Source organism: Mesorhizobium sp. CA12 (assembly GCF_020165255.1).
Lineage (GTDB): Bacteria > Pseudomonadota > Alphaproteobacteria > Rhizobiales > Rhizobiaceae > Mesorhizobium.
Window position 1 is genome coordinate 484,562 of record NZ_JAIUHT010000001.1, and the last position, 15,088, is coordinate 499,649.

The 15,088-nt window shown below is 64.2% G+C and carries 15 protein-coding genes and 1 riboswitch; of the genes, 5 read left to right on the forward strand and 10 right to left on the reverse strand.

Going from position 1 to position 15,088, the window contains the following annotated elements:
- The 4 genes from LB520_RS29240 to LB520_RS02310 all read left to right on the forward strand — a co-directional run bounded on the left by LB520_RS29240 (position 1) and on the right by LB520_RS02310 (position 3,979).
- Positions 1 to 966: a type II secretion system F family protein gene (locus LB520_RS29240; RefSeq protein WP_095765080.1), complete on the forward strand. Its 966-nt coding sequence runs from the start codon at positions 1 to 3 to the stop codon at positions 964 to 966.
- 1 nt (position 967) lies between these two features.
- Positions 968 to 1,930 (forward strand): type II secretion system F family protein, encoded by a 963-nt coding sequence (locus LB520_RS02300; protein ID WP_224631835.1) that lies wholly within the window; start codon positions 968 to 970, stop codon positions 1,928 to 1,930.
- Between the two features lie 228 nt (positions 1,931 to 2,158).
- Positions 2,159 to 2,632 (forward strand): hypothetical protein, encoded by a 474-nt coding sequence (locus LB520_RS02305; RefSeq protein WP_095765082.1) that lies wholly within the window; start codon positions 2,159 to 2,161, stop codon positions 2,630 to 2,632.
- 174 nt (positions 2,633 to 2,806) lie between these two features.
- Positions 2,807 to 3,979, forward strand: a complete 1,173-nt coding sequence (locus LB520_RS02310; protein ID WP_095765083.1) for a GGDEF domain-containing protein — start codon at positions 2,807 to 2,809, stop codon at positions 3,977 to 3,979.
- A gap of 7 nt (positions 3,980 to 3,986) precedes the next feature.
- On the opposite strand, the gene gcvP is transcribed toward LB520_RS02310, so the two are convergent.
- Genes gcvP through gcvT form a run of 3 tightly spaced genes read right to left on the reverse strand, consistent with a single transcriptional unit; the run spans position 3,987 to position 8,290 of the window.
- On the reverse strand, positions 3,987 to 6,797 hold the full coding sequence (gene gcvP, locus LB520_RS02315; protein WP_224636285.1) for an aminomethyl-transferring glycine dehydrogenase: 2,811 nt from the start codon (positions 6,795 to 6,797) through the stop codon (positions 3,987 to 3,989).
- 16 nt (positions 6,798 to 6,813) lie between these two features.
- Positions 6,814 to 7,182, reverse strand: coding sequence for a glycine cleavage system protein GcvH (gcvH, locus tag LB520_RS02320; protein WP_095765085.1), 369 nt, complete (start codon positions 7,180 to 7,182; stop codon positions 6,814 to 6,816).
- A 7-nt stretch (positions 7,183 to 7,189) separates the two neighbouring features.
- The gene (gcvT, locus tag LB520_RS02325) at positions 7,190 to 8,290 is read right to left on the reverse strand and encodes a glycine cleavage system aminomethyltransferase GcvT (protein WP_224636286.1); all 1,101 of its coding nucleotides are present in this window, start codon (positions 8,288 to 8,290) and stop codon (positions 7,190 to 7,192) included.
- A 149-nt stretch (positions 8,291 to 8,439) separates the two neighbouring features.
- Positions 8,440 to 8,526: riboswitch (glycine riboswitch) on the reverse strand.
- A 223-nt stretch (positions 8,527 to 8,749) separates the two neighbouring features.
- On the opposite strand from gcvT, the gene LB520_RS02330 reads away from it, so the two are divergent.
- Positions 8,750 to 9,754, forward strand: a complete 1,005-nt coding sequence (locus LB520_RS02330) for a hypothetical protein (RefSeq protein WP_224636287.1) — start codon at positions 8,750 to 8,752, stop codon at positions 9,752 to 9,754.
- Here LB520_RS02330 and LB520_RS02335 read toward each other — a convergent pair.
- The 7 genes from LB520_RS02335 to LB520_RS02365 form a co-directional block, all read right to left on the reverse strand.
- Positions 9,751 to 10,182 (reverse strand): GNAT family N-acetyltransferase, encoded by a 432-nt coding sequence (locus LB520_RS02335; protein ID WP_224636288.1) that lies wholly within the window; start codon positions 10,180 to 10,182, stop codon positions 9,751 to 9,753. The genes LB520_RS02330 and LB520_RS02335 overlap by 4 nt on opposite strands.
- Entirely contained in the window at positions 10,182 to 10,973 is a 792-nt protein-coding gene (locus LB520_RS02340) for a molybdopterin-binding protein (RefSeq protein ID WP_095765089.1), read from the reverse strand. Before LB520_RS02340 ends, LB520_RS02335 begins: the two co-directional genes overlap by 1 nt.
- A 1-nt stretch (position 10,974) precedes the next feature.
- Positions 10,975 to 11,847: a cytochrome b/b6 domain-containing protein gene (locus LB520_RS02345; RefSeq protein ID WP_224636289.1), complete on the reverse strand. Its 873-nt coding sequence runs from the start codon at positions 11,845 to 11,847 to the stop codon at positions 10,975 to 10,977.
- Between the two features lie 98 nt (positions 11,848 to 11,945).
- Positions 11,946 to 12,617, reverse strand: coding sequence for a DUF1345 domain-containing protein (locus tag LB520_RS02350; protein ID WP_095765091.1), 672 nt, complete (start codon positions 12,615 to 12,617; stop codon positions 11,946 to 11,948).
- 26 nt (positions 12,618 to 12,643) lie between these two features.
- Positions 12,644 to 13,114 carry a YaiI/YqxD family protein gene (locus LB520_RS02355; protein ID WP_224636290.1) on the reverse strand — a complete coding sequence of 157 codons (471 nt, stop codon included), beginning with the start codon at positions 13,112 to 13,114 and terminating at the stop codon, positions 12,644 to 12,646.
- 65 nt (positions 13,115 to 13,179) lie between these two features.
- Complete coding sequence (gene gfa / locus LB520_RS02360) at positions 13,180 to 13,749, reverse strand: S-(hydroxymethyl)glutathione synthase (protein ID WP_224636291.1); 570 nt, start codon at positions 13,747 to 13,749, stop codon at positions 13,180 to 13,182.
- Between the two features lie 65 nt (positions 13,750 to 13,814).
- Complete coding sequence (locus LB520_RS02365; RefSeq protein WP_140627385.1) at positions 13,815 to 14,942, reverse strand: S-(hydroxymethyl)glutathione dehydrogenase/class III alcohol dehydrogenase; 1,128 nt, start codon at positions 14,940 to 14,942, stop codon at positions 13,815 to 13,817.
- Between the last annotated feature and the right edge of the window lie 146 nt (positions 14,943 to 15,088).

Below are 15,088 nucleotides of genomic sequence, written 5' to 3' on the forward strand. Positions count from 1 at the left end.
GTGTTCGAGGGATTCAGCCCGGTCTACGTCGTCTACGCCGCGGCGGCGCTCACCGGCATCATGATCGCCGAGGGCCTTTATCTGCTCTATGCCGGGCGCAGCGACAAGCGCACGGCCATCAACCGCCGCATGAAGCTCGCGGAGAACAAGATCAGCCAGGAGCAGGTGCTGATCCAACTGCGCAAGGAACGCGGGATCGACGGCGGCACCTCCATCTTTTCCCTCGACCGCTTCCGCGCCCTGCGCACGCAGTCCGGCATAAGCACGCCGCTGCCGAAATTCCTGACGATCACATCGGGGATCGCTCTCGCCCTGGCGCTCGTGGCGATCTGGAAGGGCTTGCCGCTCCTGTTCGGCCTTATCCTGCTTCTCTTGCTGTTGCCGGTGTTGCCGGTCATGGCATTGCGCTGGATGCGCAAGCGCCGGCACAAGCGTTTCGGGATGCAACTGCCTGAGGCGCTTGAATTGATCACGCGCGGGCTGAAGGCAGGCCATCCGGTGCCGGTGGCGATTGCCATGGTGTCGCGCGAGATGGCCGATCCGATCGGCACCGAGTTCGGCGTCGTGGCCGACGAGGTGACCTACGGCTCCGACCTGGTCTCGGCGTTGAACAATCTTTTCGACCGGGTGGGGCATGAGGACTTGCCGCTGTTCGTCACGGCGGTCTCGATCCAGAGCAGTTCGGGCGGCAATCTGCGCGAGATCCTCGATGGCCTGTCGGCGACGATCCGCGACCGCGGCAAGCTGCGCCGCAAGGTGCGCGCCATTTCGACGGAAGGGCGCATGTCGGCTTACATCCTGACCGCGGTGCCAGTGCTTCTGTTCACCGCCATCATGGTGCTGATGCCGCAGTTCTATCAGGATGTCTGGGACGTGCCGAAGACCTGGTACATGATGGGCGGCTCCATCATCTGGCTGCTGCTCGGCAACGCCATCATGTTCAAGATGTCGAATTTCAGGTTCTGAGATGGAAGACGTGATCCGCTTCCTCGCCTCGCTCGCGCCGACCTCGCTGGTGCCGTTCGCCGTGCTGCTCCTTGTGCTGGGCGGCGGCGCCGTCGCCTGGCCGCTGGTGCTCGCTAAGGGCGATCGCGGCGAGGTCAAGCGCCGGCTGAAGGTGGAGACATTGCAACCGGCCGAGCAGGCGGAGCCCGCGCCCAAGAAGAGCACCAATGCCGTGCGCGAGAAGGCGGTGAAACGGGCACAGGAGTTCTACGCCAAGAGCGATCCGGAAAATGTCGCGCGGCTGCGCCTGAAGCTCATCCAGGCCGGCTACATGGAACCGCGCGCCGTCGGCATGTTCTTCCTCATCCGTTTCGCCGCGCTGGTCGGCGCGGCGCTCGGCGCATTCCTGGTCAATCACTGGGCGGCAAGCGCCGAGTCGACCATGACCAGCCGCTGGACCTTCATTATCCTGTCGGCTGCCGGCGGCTATTTCCTGCCTGGCCTGGTGCTGATGCAGAAAATTCGGGAAAAGATGCGCGAATACCGCAACGGCTTTCCCGATTTCATGGATTTGATGATCGTCTGCTCCGATGCCGGCATGAGCATGGAGGCCGGCATCGAGCGGGTCTCCAGAGAGCTTGCCAGGACCTATCCGTCGCTCAGCCAGAACCTGATCCTGGTGTCGCTGGAGTTGCGGGCCGGGCGCAGCCTCGACGACGCGCTGAAGGCGCTTGCCGACCGCCTCAGCCTCGACGAGGTTCGCTCCTTCGCGACGCTGCTGCAGCAATCCAAGGAGCTCGGCACCAGCCTGTCGGGCTCGCTGCGCGTCTTTTCCGACGAAATGCGGCACAAGCGCATGTCGCTGGCCGAGGAGAAGGCGCATGCCCTGCCGGCCAAGATGTCGGTCCCGGTGACGGTCTGTATCCTGCCGGTGGTGCTGATGATCGCCATCATTCCGATCATCGTGAAGCTGACCGCGCATTGAGTATTCAGCTGAGGCCGGTTTGCAAACGGCAGCTTCCTGCGCTCCGCCCCGGTTCTCGGAATCCGCCATTTTCGACTCGGCCTGACCTGAATCCAGGACATAGCCGTGGTTAACGCCTCCTTGGCGCGCAACCGAATTTTATCTGCATTTCGGCACCGAAGCTTAATCGCTGTCCTGTATCGTTTTTCCTGAAGAACGACCCGGCAAATCGGGCGATGGGGCAGGGGCATGCGTCAGAGACTTCCCAGGGCAGCGGCGGCATTGGCGGCCGTCTTGATGATTACCGGCTGCACGACGAACAACGATGTCGACACGACCAAGACCACGGCGATCCAGCCGGTAGCCAAGGACGTAAGCGCCAACGACCTCGTTGAAGGCAAGGCGCAGTTCCGCGAGGCGAATTTCGGCCTTGCCGAACAGCATTTCCGCAAGGCGGTCGAGCTCAAGTCCGACAATGCCGAGGCCTGGATGGGGCTTGCCGCATCCTATGACGAGCTTGGCCGCTTCGACTTCGCCGATCGCGCCTATATGCAGCTGTTGAAGGTCGCCGGGCGCAAGCCGCAGATCGTCAACAATATGGGCTATTCGCAGCTTCTGCGCGGCAACAAGAAAAAAGCGCGCGCGCTGCTGCTCGAGGCCAAGGCCGGCATGGCCGATCAGACAGTGGTCGATGCCAATCTGGCGCTGCTCGACAAGGGCTGATCCTGCTCCCGCTTCGCGTATTCCGTGTGCCGTCATGGGATTTCGCCTCACATGTCGACGCTTTGTAAACCCTGTGTCGAGGTAGCGTTGGGTGTCCGCCGAAAACGGTTTGCGCCGGGCGCCGCCAGTCTACATTGAGGAGCGACGGGCACCCGCTAGAGGCAGTTCTTCAGGATGTTGGATTTCAGTTCGCTCCTGCTCGCGGCGGCGCTGTCGGGTACATGCCTCAGCATCACTATGTTTGCGATCTGGCTCGCCACACCGAGGGCGCGCTTCGTGCTCACGGTCGCCTGCGGCATCCTCGTGCTCGTCGCCCATGTCGTCGCGTTCTGGCGCTATACCAAGAATGCCGATCCCTGGCTGTGCCAGGTCGTGCTCGCGCTGCTGACCCTGGGTTTCCTGGTCCTCTGCCTGTCGGCGATGCAGTATCTCGGCTTTCGCGACTACCGCCGCGCCATCGTGCCGACGCTGGCCGCGATGGCTGCCTGCGCGATCTTCACCTTTCTCGGTTTCGACGGCATCGGCTTTCAGATCACCTATGCGGCCGTGACGGCGTTGCTTGCGGCGATCGGGGCGATGTTCTGGATGAAGGGGGATCACGACCGCCGGATATTGCTCGTCGTTTCGTTCCTCAGCGGCGCCTGCGGCTTGTCCTTCGTGCTGTGCGGCCTGGCGTTGCTGACGCAAGAGCAATGGGTTCTCGGCGCCGCGCCCGACAATTGGGCGGAGCGATTGAACTCCGTCGTCGCGGTCGCCTGCATGACCGGCCTCGGCGCATTGACGCTTTCACTGCACCATCTGCAAGCGCAGATCGAGCTCAAGGCCGAAACCATGACCGATCCGCTGACCGGCCTGATGAACCGCAGGGCGCTCACCGAGCTTTATGGCGAGCGCAGCTTCGGTCCGTTCATGGCGATCGCCATGTTCGATCTGGACCATTTCAAGATGACCAACGACGTCTTCGGTCATCCCGTTGGCGACCAAGTTCTTTGCCGCTTCGCGGCGGTGATCAGGAAATATGGCAGGACAGGGATCGACGCGTTCCGGCTGGGCGGCGAAGAATTCGCGCTCGTCATGTCGCGCGTGACACCGGAGAAAGCGCACGACATTGCAAGCCGGATCGGCGTCGCTTTCGGCACCGAGGTCGTCGCGACCCATCGCGGGCCACTGCGCAGCAGCGTCAGCGGCGGCATGGGTTTCGGGTCGATCGCGGGCCGTCCGCTCCATGAGGTGCTGGCGCAGGCCGACGCCGCGCTTTATGCGGCCAAGCGTGCCGGGCGCAACCGTGTCGTCGTTCAGGACGGAGCGGGCCAGCCCGATGCCGGGCCGGCCCTGAAGTCTGCCTGAGCAGACGCTACTCGGCCGCGCCGAGATATTCCGACAGCGGCGGACAGGAGCAGACCAGGTTGCGGTCGCCGGCGACGTTGTCGATGCGCGAGACCGGCGGCCAGTATTTCGCCGCCAGATCGGCATCGCCCGCCGGATAGGCCGCCTCCAGCCGCGAATAGGGATGCTTCCATTCGCCGGCAAGCGCTTCCGCCGCGGTGTGCGGGGCGTTGACCAGCGGGTTGTCGCTGGACGGCCACTCGCCCCTCGCCACTTTCGCCGCCTCGGCGGCGATGGCGATCATCGCCTCGCAAAACCGGTCGAGCTCACGCTTGGGCTCGGACTCGGTCGGCTCGACCATCAGAGTGCCGGCAACCGGGAACGACATCGTCGGCGCATGGAAGCCATAGTCGATCAGGCGCTTGGCGATATCGTCGACGCTGATGCCGGCGCTATCCTTGAGCACGCGTGTGTCGAGGATGCACTCATGGGCGATGCGGTCGCTTCTGCCTTTGTAAAGCAGCGGGTAGTGCGGCGCGAGCCGTGTCGCCACATAGTTGGCCGAAACGATCGCCGTCTCCGTCGCTTGCTTCAGGCCGGTGCCGCCCATCATGCGGATATACATCCAGGTGATCGGCAGGATGGAGGCGCTGCCGAAGGGCGCCGCCGCCACGGCATGCGCCGAGCCTTCGGTGACATGGCCCGGCAAATAGGGTTTCAGATGCGCCCTGACGCCGATCGGACCGACGCCCGGGCCGCCGCCGCCATGCGGGATGCAGAAGGTCTTGTGCAGGTTCATGTGGCAGACGTCGGCACCGATGTCGCCGGGACGGGCGAGGCCGACCAGGGCGTTGAGGTTGGCGCCATCGAAATAGACCTGGCCGCCATGCTCGTGGATCAGCGCGCACAGATGACGCGCACCTTCCTCGTAGACGCCATGCGTCGAAGGATAGGTGAACATCAGTGCCGCGAGGTTCTTGGAATGCTCATTGGCCTTGGCGCGCAGATCGTCCATGTCGATATTGCCGTCGTCCAGGCAACGCACGACGACGACGCTCATGCCGGCCATCGCGGCGCTTGCCGGATTGGTGCCATGCGCGGAAGACGGGATCAGGCAGATGGTGCGGTGGCCTTCGCCGCGCGCACGGTGATAGGCGCGAATGGCGAGCAGGCCGGCATATTCGCCTTGGCTGCCGGCATTGGGCTGCAGGCTGACGGCGTCGAAGCCGGTGATTTCCGACAGCCATGCCTCCAGGTCGGCGGCCATCTTGCGATAGCCCGCCGAATGGCCGGCCGGCGCAAAGGGATGCAGATTGGCGACGCTCGGCCAGCTCACCGGCATCATCTCGGCGGCTGCGTTGAGCTTCATGGTGCAGGAGCCGAGCGGGATCATCGTGCGGTCGAGCGCCAGGTCCTTGTCGGCCAGCCTGCGCAGGAAGCGCATCATCTCGGTCTCGGAATGATTGTCGTGGAAGACCGGCTGGGTGAGGAACTCCTTGCCGCGCGGCTTGCCCGGCATGGAGCTGCCTTCAGCCGCGCCGGGCTTGGCGCCAAACAGGGCAGCGATCGCCTCGAGATCGGCTTCCGTGGAGGTCTCGTCGAAGGCGATGCTGACATGGTCGGCATCGATGACGCGCAACAGCCGGCCGGTCTTCTCGGCGGCTTCTGCGATCGAAGCGGCCTTGCCCTTCACCTCGGCCGTGACCGTATCGAAGCGCCTCGCGCCGAGCACCGAAACACCGGTTGCTTTGAGGCCCGAGGCGAGGCGGCTGGCCAACGCGTGGATCTGCCCGGCAATTGCCTGCAGGCCGGCGGGGCCGTGCCAGATCGCATAGGCCGTGGCCATGTTGGCCAGCAGCGCCTGCGCGGTGCAGATGTTGGAGGTGGCCTTGTCGCGGCGGATATGCTGCTCGCGCGTCTGCAGCGCCAGCCGGTAGCCCGGGCGGCCTTTGGTGTCGGTCGACTGGCCGACGAGGCGGCCGGGCATCAGGCGGGTCAGCTTGTCGGAGACGGCGCAATAGGCGGCGTGCGGGCCGCCGAAGCCCATCGGCACGCCGAAGCGCTGCATCGGACCGACGGCGATGTCGGCGCCGAGCTTCGCCGGCGCATCCGTCAGCGTCAGCGCCAGCGGATCGGCGATGAAGACGACCAGCGCGCCGGCGGCGCGGGCCTTCTCGATCGCCGCCTTGTGGTCGCCATAGACGCCGAACGTGTCCGGCCAGGAGACGAGCAAGGCGGCGGTGTTATCGTCGATCGTCTCGCCGTCGACCTCGATGCCGAGCGGCTCGGCGCGGGTGCGCACGACGTCCAGCGTCTGCGGATGCGGCGTGCCGGCAAGCGCCACCTTGGTGCGCTTGTCGCGGTGGTGGCGCAGCGCAATGCCGACGGCTTCGGCGACGGCGGTGGCTTCATCGAGCAGCGAGGCCGACGCCACCGGCAGGCCGGTGAGCTCGGCGACCAGGGTCTGGAAGTTGAACAGCATCTCCAGCCGGCCCTGGCTGATCTCGGCCTGGTATGGGGTGTAGGCCGTGTACCAGGCCGGGTTCTCGAACAGGTTGCGCTGGATGACCGGCGGCACGAAGACGCCGTGATAGCCGGCGCCGATGAAGCTCTTCAGCACCGTGTTCTTCGCCATGATAGCCGACAATTCGGCCAGCGCTTCGGCTTCGCTCGCCGGAGCGGGCAGATTGAGCGGCAGGTCGAGGCGGATCGATCTCGGCACGGCCTGGCTAATCAATGTTTCGACGGATGGAACGCCGATGACGGCGAGCATTGCCCTGACGTCGTTGACGCCTGGGCCGATGTGGCGGGCCGAGAAGGGAATAGGTGCTGCGGTCATTTCCAGGATCCTGATATCAGCCAATATGGGCTTTGTAGGCGGCTTCATCCATGAGGCTGTCGAGCTGGCTTTCGTTGGCCAGCCTCATCTTCCAGAGCCAGCCGTCGCCGGTCGCTGCCGAATTGACCAGCGAGGGGTCGGCCGACAGGGAGGCGTTGGCTTCGGTGATCTCGCCGTCGACCGGCGCGTAGACGTCCGAGGCCGCCTTGACGGATTCGACCACGACGGCGGTGTCGCCCTTGGCGAGCTTGCGGCCGATTTCCGGCAGCTCGACGAAAACGAGATCGCCGAGCTGTTCCTGCGCATAGTCGGTGATGCCGACCGTAGCGACGCCGCCGTCGACGCGCAGCCACTCATGGTCTTCCGTGAAATAGGTCTTTGCCATCTGGAAATCATCCTTTGCGGTAGCGATGTGGGGTGAAGGGCAGGGGCGTGACGTCCACCGGGATTTTCGTCCCGCGGACATCGGCAAAGAGCTTCGTGCCGGCCTTGGCCAGCGCGGTGTTGACATAGCCCATGGCGACCGGGTGGCCCGCCGAGGGGCCGAAGCCGCCCGAAGCGACATGACCGGCCGGATGGCTGTCGGCATCGATCAACGCGGCGCCCGCGCGCACCGGCTGGCGTCCATCGGGCTTCAGGCCGACGCGCTTCTGCGACGGCCCGCGCTCGAGGATCGAGTGCAGCGCGTCGGCGCCGATGAAATGGCCGGAAGCGCGAACTTCCTTGGGAATTGCCCACATCAATCCCGCGCTTGCCGGGTCTATCTCGGGCGTCAGGTCCTGGCCGTGCAGGCAAAGCCCGGCCTCGAGCCGCAGGCTGTCGCGGGCGGCAAGTCCGATCCACTGCACGCGCTCATCCCCCAGCAGCCTGGCGACCAGATCCCGCGCATCCGCTTCCGGCAGGCCGATCTCGAATCCGTCCTCGCCGGTGTAGCCGGAGCGGCTCATGAACCAGTTTTGCCGGGGCTCGACCCCATGCATGAAAAGCAGCGAGCCGGTCTCGATGCCAGCCCGCGCCAAAGCTGCCCAGGCGTCCGGCCCCTGGATCGCCAGGAAGACGCGGTCGAGCGGATCGACCCTGGCATCGAAACCGGCAGCAAGCGCGCGCAGATGCTTCTCATCCTCCACCGCGTTGCCGGCATTGGCCACCACCATGAACCGGTTATCGCCCAGGCGCGTCACGATCAGGTCGTCAATGATGCCGGCAGCCTCGTTGAGGAAGAAGGTGTATTTGGACTGCGAGATTTCCAGCGCGCCGGCATCGAGCGGACAGGCGCGGTTCAACAAAGCGATGGCCCCCGGACCGGAGACCTCGAACAGCTTCATATGCGAGATGTCGAACAGGCCGGCATGCTCGCGCGTGTGAAGATGCTCCTTCATCACGCCGGGTGGGTAGGTGAGCGGCATCGACCAGCCGGCGAAGGCGCCGAAACGCGCGCCCGCGGCCTGATGCAAATCCTCAAAGGGGAGGTGTCTGGTGTCTTGGCCTGTCATGTCTTCTCCAGAGTCGCACGGCGATCGACCGCCATTGGCGGCCTAGTCGTGCCCCTCTGTCTGAAGCCTGAGAGACTCGCGCCCCGTAACTCTGTCGGCAGCGCTTACACCTTCGGCGCGGGAAGATTCCCGACTTTCCAGAGTTGTCTTTCCCGTCCACGGTTCTTTTGCCTGAGAGATTTCGGGCGATTTCCCCTTCGGCGACAGCTTGCGCTGCTCTCTCCCGCAAACAGGTAGGACTCAGTCGCCTGAGTCCTCGACGTGTCATCCATAGCCCGTCGGCGACACCTTGTCACCTCCCAGCGACATTTTAAGCGCGCCCTGCTTTTCAGCGACATGGATTGGCCGACAAGGCTTCGCTAACCACGCCGTTTGCCGGTTTCTCAAGACAATGCTGATAAAGCTTGGCGGGGTAACGCACTCAGTTCGCCGGCAACGGGCGACGGGCAGGGACTGCAAATGGGCGAATTGATCATGAGCGCTCCGGTGGCGGGGCTGATCTCGAAGAACAAGATCACGGCCGAAGACGTGACGATGCTGCGGCGAGAGGTCTTCGCCGACGGCGTGGTAAGTCGCGGCGAGGCGGAGGCGCTGTTCGCGCTCGACCAGACGGCACGCGACAAGTGCGGCGAATGGGCGCCGTTCTTCGTCGAGGCGGTGACCGATTACATCGTCCACCAGGAAAAGCCGGAGGGCTATATCTCCGAGCAGAATGCCGACTGGCTGGTCCGAACCGTCTCGCGCGACGGCATAGTCGACGGCCGCACCGAGCTTGAACTGCTGGTGCATGTGCTGGAGGAAGCGAGGTCCTCCCCCAGCGAGCTCTCGGCTTATGCGCTGGAACAGGTCGCGCATGCGGTAATAGACGGCAAGGGTCCGCTGATGCATGGCGGCAGCCTGGTTCCCGGCCATATCGCCAAGGCCGAGGTCGATCTGCTGCGGCGCATCCTCTATGCCTATGGCGGCGACGGCAACATCGCCATCAGCAAGGCCGAGGCGGAGGTCCTGTTCAGGATCAACGACCGGACCGCGGCAGCCGACAACGATCCGTCCTGGAGCGACCTCTTCGTCAAGGCGATCGCCAACTACGTCATGTGCTCGACCGGCTACGAGCCGCCGACGCGGGAAGTGGCGCTGCGCCACGAGAACTTCCTCGACGAGGCAGCGCCGACGCTTGGCGGCTTCTTCAGCCGGATGGTGTCGGGTGGTTTCGCGGCGATCCTCGAAGCCTATCATTCGCCCGGTGATATCGAGGCCGAATGGGAAGCCAGGAACCGGGCTGCTGAAGCGCTTGCTCGCCGCGCCGAGACGATCGACGCCAGCGAGGCCGAATGGCTTGCCGAGCGTGTCGGCGGCGGCCGGCGGCCGCTGCGCGACAACGAGCGCGCGCTGCTGACGCTGATCAAGCACGCGGCGCCGGAAATCCATCCGACGCTGAAGCCGCTGCTTGAGAAAGTGGCTTAGGCGTTTCCTGCAATCGTCTTGCAAAGAATGATGTTGGAATGGCCTTCGGGCCAGCCGGTCAATTCGGCCATGCGCTCGAAGCCGGCCTTTTCGTAAAGGCCCGGCGCCTGGAAGTCATGGGTCGAAACCCATATCCGCAGCGAGCCGCGAGCGGCGGCTTCCGCGACGAAGGCATCGAGCAGCTTCCTGCCGAGGCCAAGGCCTCGATAGGCTTCGTCGACCCACATCAGCGTGAGCTCGGCAATGCCGGCCCAGGAATACCCGGCGGCCGCCCCGACGGCGCGGCCTTGCTCATCCCGCAGCGCAAAGACCAAAGCACGGTCGTCGCCACGACCGGTCAGCCGCCGGTTGTCTTTGTCGAGACGCTCCTCGACGGCACCAAGCTCGGCGGCTGCTAGACTATGCTCGGCCTGCAGGCGAGGGGCCATCAAATCCCGCCATACCAGTCGTAGCCATTGTCCTCCCAGTAGCCGCCGCGGCCGCCGCCGACATTGGCGAAACTGTCGACCAGCTCGATCTTGTAGATGTATTTCGGCATCTTGTAGCCGAGCTGGCGCTCGACCCGCACGCGCAGCGGCGCGCCGTTCTCGACCGGCAGGGGCTTGCCGTTCAGGCCGTAGGCAAGAATCGTCTGCGGGTGGCGGGCGTCGATCAGGTCGATGGTGCCGTAATATTTTATGTCGCCGGACAGGCTTTGCTCGATCGTGTCGAGGCAGTGGAACATGACATAGCGGGCCTGCGGCTTGACCACGGCCTGGTCCAGCACCAGCGACAATGGCGTGCCGGTCCATTTGGCGATGCAACTCCAGCCTTCGACACAGTCGTGGCGGGTGATCTGCGTGCGGCTCGGCATGTTCTGAAGCTGCTCGCGGGTCAGCGAAAGCGGCTTCTCTACGAGGCCTGAAACCTCGAGGCGCCAGTCTGCGAAATTGTTGGCCAGCAGGCCCTTGTAGGTGTCGTCGTCCGGCGCTGTAACGCCGTTCGGCCGTTGCGGCTGGCGGATATCGGCCTCGGTGAATTCCGGCGCCAGCGCGTCCCGCCCGGCAAGCAGGCGCTGCGCGCGCCAGGTCAGGCTATTGGCGTTTTCGAGGAAGCTGCGCAGGCCGCCGCCGATGCCGAGGCCGCTGTCGAATACGTCGCAACCAGACAGCGCGATGCCGGACAGGCCGAGGCTGGCGGAGGTGAGGAATTTGCGGCGGCTGATCTGGAATTTTGCCATGTCAGGCGCTCCTCTCGGTCGGCTCAACGTGCTTCGCAGGCGGGTCGGTGCGGTACCAGCCGGTGATGATCGAACGCAGCTCGTTGATCGGGCCGGCGGCGAGGATCATCAGGATGTGGACGATGAAGAAAAGCACGAGCAGCACCATGACGGTGAAGTGGATGGTGCGCGCCGTCTGCCTGCCGCCGAGGATTTCGTTGAGCCAGGGCAATACCGAATTCATGCTCGGCGACATTGCGAGGCCTGTGACGATCATCAGCGGCAAAAGCACGAAGAGCACGCCGCCATAGGCCATTTTCTGCAGCGTGTTGTATTCGCGCGTGTGGTGGAACTTCAGCTTCGCATGATCGACGATGTCGCGCGGCAGCTTGCGCAGGTCTGACACGCGAGGGGCAAGATCGCGACGGATATGGCCGTTGACCAGGCTGGCGATCAGCCAGATGAGCAGGGTCGTGGTCAGGATCCAGGCGAAGAAGAAATGCACCACGCGGGCGGTGCCGAGGTCGTAATAGGACGGGATCGTGGCCCAGGAAGGGAAGGCGCGGGGCGTCTCTTGTCCCGGAGGACCCGACCAGCCGAGCACGCCGGTTGTGTCGAAGCGATGGCCGAAGATTTCAGTGAAGCCGCGCGGACCGTTGGCGGTGTTTTCGGCGCCGATCTGGAGGATCGTGTTGTTGAACTCGAAGCCGGACTGCTTGCCGACATAGAGCTGCGGCCGCGCGTTGAAGATCTGCAGGCCGGAAAGCAGCATGAAGAAGAGCGAGAAAGCCCAGATCCAGTGGGTCAACCGCGTCCAGCGCGATTGCCGGTAGATGAGGGTCGTGTCCTTGCCGTCCGCCTCGACGGCGGAATGGTTGTTGGCAACAGTGTCCATCTTGCCTCCGGCCGCCTCAAGCAAGCGGCTTCTCAGGTCATTGTCTCCCCCTCAATACGTCGCCGCACAAGGCAATGTTTCATGCGATCACGGATTTATTACGGAGAGCCCAGGCTGACCGCGAGATTGACTGCCGCCGCGACGATCACCGTGTTGAAGAAAAAGGTCAGGATCGAATGAACAAGCACGACCAGCCGCATTTGCGAGGTGGTGACGGCCGTGTCCGCCGTCTGCGCCGTCATGCCGATGACCGTCGCGAAATAGAGGAAATCCCATCCTTCCGGTCTTTTGCCGCCCGGAAAATCGAGGCCGCCGACCGGCATCTTCTTGTGGGTTTTCTCGTCGATCCCGTCGCCATCCTTCCAATAGACGTGCGCGTAGTGCAGCGACGCCATAGCGTGGATTGTGAACCAGCCGAGCGGGATCGACAATATGGCGAAGGCGAGCTGCAGCGGATGCGCGGCATCCTTGCGGTTGATCAGCAGGAACAGCGAGACGATGGCCGCGCCGACGACAAAGAGCGTGACGGCAAAGATCAGCAGCACGGGCAGGTCGGTCGCGCGCGCATTCTTGCGGAGATAGCGGCCGGTAAGGCTCGGCATCAGGGTCAGCACCAGGGCGATATAGCTTGCAAAGAACACATTGGCGCCGATCGAGTAGGGGAGCGGCCAGCGCAGCAACAAGGCAAGCAGCAGTGCCACGATGCCGATGGCCGCGGCGAGGGCGAACTGCATGTGCCGATGCATCGGCGTCTTGAGATCGTCACCCATGGCCCGAGGCCCTTGAAGACGTTGGATCAGCCCGGTGTGACGGATTTGAGCGCGCGCCGCAAGATGCGGTCGAGCTCGCCCAGAAACTGGGAACGGTCCTTCTGTGTGAAGGAGGCATTGAAGCCCCGGCTTTCGCCGGTCTCGCGCAGATGCTGCTTGAGATCGCGCATCGCCACCGCCATGCCGATGGTTTCCGGGGTGAAGGGGCGGCCGGTGGGGCCGAGCACATGCGCACCGAGCGCCACCGTGCGCGCGGCAAGCGGAATGTCGGCCGTTATCACGACATCGTTTGCCCTGGCGTTCTCGGCGATCCAGTCGTCGGCCGCATCCGCGCCTTTGGAGACGACGACGTTGCGGATCATCGGATCGCGCGACGGCCGCAGGCCGCCATTGGAGACATAGGTGACGACGACGCCGTGGCGCTCCGCGACCTTCTCGACCTCGGCCTTGACCGGACAGGCATCCGCGTCGACATAAATGATGATGGGGGCAGGCAACCTTATCTCCAAATGTACGAAGGGGCCGACATAGGCCGGCCCCTTCGCATGAAATTTCGCAATTGTCAGGCCGCCAAGGCTCCGGACTTCTTGGCGGTCCAAGTGGCCATATAGTCCATCAGGCCGGGATTGAGGCAGTCATAGGGCTCAAGCCCGATCGACTTCAGCTGGCCGCGGATGCCAGCCATGCGGCTCGGGTCGACGCCGGATTCGATGATCGAGGAGACGAAGGCGGCGAAGCCCGGCGGCGACCAGCCATCCTCCTCAAAGCGCTCGGGATGGACGAAGGACAGGCCCTTGAAGGGATGGTCGCGCTCGACCGGGCCGTACATGTGAACGCCGCAGCTTGTGCAGGCATGGCGCTGGATCAGCGCCGAGGGATCGACCACCTTCAGCTTGTCGCCATTCTCGGTGACGGTGACATCGCCAGTGCCGGCGACGGCCACGACCGAGAAGATAGCGCCGTCCGGCTTCCAGCATTTGGTGCAGCCGCAGGCATGGTTGTGGGCGATCTGGCCCTTGACCTTCACCTTCACCGGATTGCTGGTGCAGGCGCAGACCAGCGTGCCGCCGGCAAAGCTCGCGCTCTCCCTCGGCAAGCCGTTGTCGATCTTCGGATGCAGTTTTTCAGGCATTGAGTTCCTCCCTTGTTGAACCTGTGCAACTTCAGTCGCTGGCCATAGGTCGGCGGCTTGTTTCCTCAGTAAACCACTACGCTGCGGATCGACTTGCCCTCGTGCATGAGGTCGAAGCCCTTGTTGATGTCCTCGAGCTTCAGCGTGTGCGTGATCATCGGATCGATCTGGATCTTTTTCTCCATGTACCAGTCGACGATCCTCGGCACATCGGTGCGGCCGCGCGCGCCGCCGAAGGCGGTGCCCATCCAGGTGCGGCCGGTGACCAGCTGGAAGGGCCGGGTCGCAATCTCCTGGCCGGCGCCGGCGACGCCGATGATGACCGACTTGCCCCAGCCGCGATGCGAGGCTTCCAGGGCCTGGCGCATCACCTTGGTGTTGCCGGTGCAGTCGAAAGTGTAGTCGGCGCCGCCGATCTGGTCGGCGCCGCGCTTGGTCAGGTTGACCAGGTAAGGCACGATGTCGCCGTCGATCTCCTTCGGATTGACGAAATGCGTCATGCCGAACTTCTCGCCCCAGGCCTTCTTGTCGTTGTTGACATCGACGCCGATGATCATGTCGGCGCCGGCAAGGCGAAGACCCTGGATGACATTCAAGCCAATGCCGCCGAGGCCGAAGACCACGGCGGTTGCGCCCTGCTCGACCTTGGCGGTGTTGATGACCGCGCCGATGCCGGTGGTGACCCCGCAGCCGATGTAGCAGATCTTGTCGAAGGGGGCGTCGGGATTGACCTTGGCCACCGCTATCTCGGGCAGCACGGTGAAGTTGGAGAAGGTCGAGCAGCCCATGTAATGAAACAGCTTGTCCTTGCCCATCGAGAAGCGCGAGGTGCCGTCGGGCATCAGGCCCTGTCCCTGCGTGGCGCGGATGGCGGTGCAGAGGTTTGTCTTCCGCGATAGACACGACGGGCACTGCCGGCATTCGGGCGTGTAGAGCGGAATGACATGGTCGCCCTTCTTGACCGAGGTCACGCCCTTGCCGACATCGACGACCACGCCGGCGCCCTCATGGCCGAGGATGGCCGGAAACAGCCCTTCCGGATCGGCGCCCGACAGCGTGAACTCGTCGGTATGGCAGATGCCGGTCGCCTTGACCTCGACCAGCACTTCGCCTTCGCGCGGCCCCTCGAGGTCGACCTCCATGATCTCCAGCGGCTTTCCGGCGGCGACGGCGACTGCGGCACGCGTTTTCATGAGGCACTCCTCCCAAGCGATCTGTAAGTTTCAGCTAACGGCAAGCTGTCGGTAGCGAATGCCAGCCTGCCGCCCCTTTGGTGTTGGGATAACATTAGCGAGTTCCGCGCTGGCGGCCAACGTCTCTTGCGACGTTTTTCGGCGCG

Coding starts and splice junctions, on each gene's coding strand:
- LB520_RS02300 (WP_224631835.1), top strand. CDS start 968: ATGGAAGACGTGATCCGCTTCCTCGCCTCGCTCGCGCCGACCTCGCTG.
- LB520_RS02305 (WP_095765082.1), top strand. CDS start 2,159: ATGCGTCAGAGACTTCCCAGGGCAGCGGCGGCATTGGCGGCCGTCTTG.
- LB520_RS02310 (WP_095765083.1), top strand. CDS start 2,807: ATGTTGGATTTCAGTTCGCTCCTGCTCGCGGCGGCGCTGTCGGGTACA.
- gcvP (WP_224636285.1), bottom strand. CDS start 6,797: ATGACCGCAGCACCTATTCCCTTCTCGGCCCGCCACATCGGCCCAGGC.
- gcvH (WP_095765085.1), bottom strand. CDS start 7,182: ATGGCAAAGACCTATTTCACGGAAGACCATGAGTGGCTGCGCGTCGAC.
- gcvT (WP_224636286.1), bottom strand. CDS start 8,290: ATGACAGGCCAAGACACCAGACACCTCCCCTTTGAGGATTTGCATCAG.
- LB520_RS02330 (WP_224636287.1), top strand. CDS start 8,750: ATGGGCGAATTGATCATGAGCGCTCCGGTGGCGGGGCTGATCTCGAAG.
- LB520_RS02335 (WP_224636288.1), bottom strand. CDS start 10,182: ATGGCCCCTCGCCTGCAGGCCGAGCATAGTCTAGCAGCCGCCGAGCTT.
- LB520_RS02340 (WP_095765089.1), bottom strand. CDS start 10,973: ATGGCAAAATTCCAGATCAGCCGCCGCAAATTCCTCACCTCCGCCAGC.
- LB520_RS02345 (WP_224636289.1), bottom strand. CDS start 11,847: ATGGACACTGTTGCCAACAACCATTCCGCCGTCGAGGCGGACGGCAAG.
- LB520_RS02350 (WP_095765091.1), bottom strand. CDS start 12,617: ATGGGTGACGATCTCAAGACGCCGATGCATCGGCACATGCAGTTCGCC.
- gfa (WP_224636291.1), bottom strand. CDS start 13,749: ATGCCTGAAAAACTGCATCCGAAGATCGACAACGGCTTGCCGAGGGAG.
- LB520_RS02365 (WP_140627385.1), bottom strand. CDS start 14,942: ATGAAAACGCGTGCCGCAGTCGCCGTCGCCGCCGGAAAGCCGCTGGAG.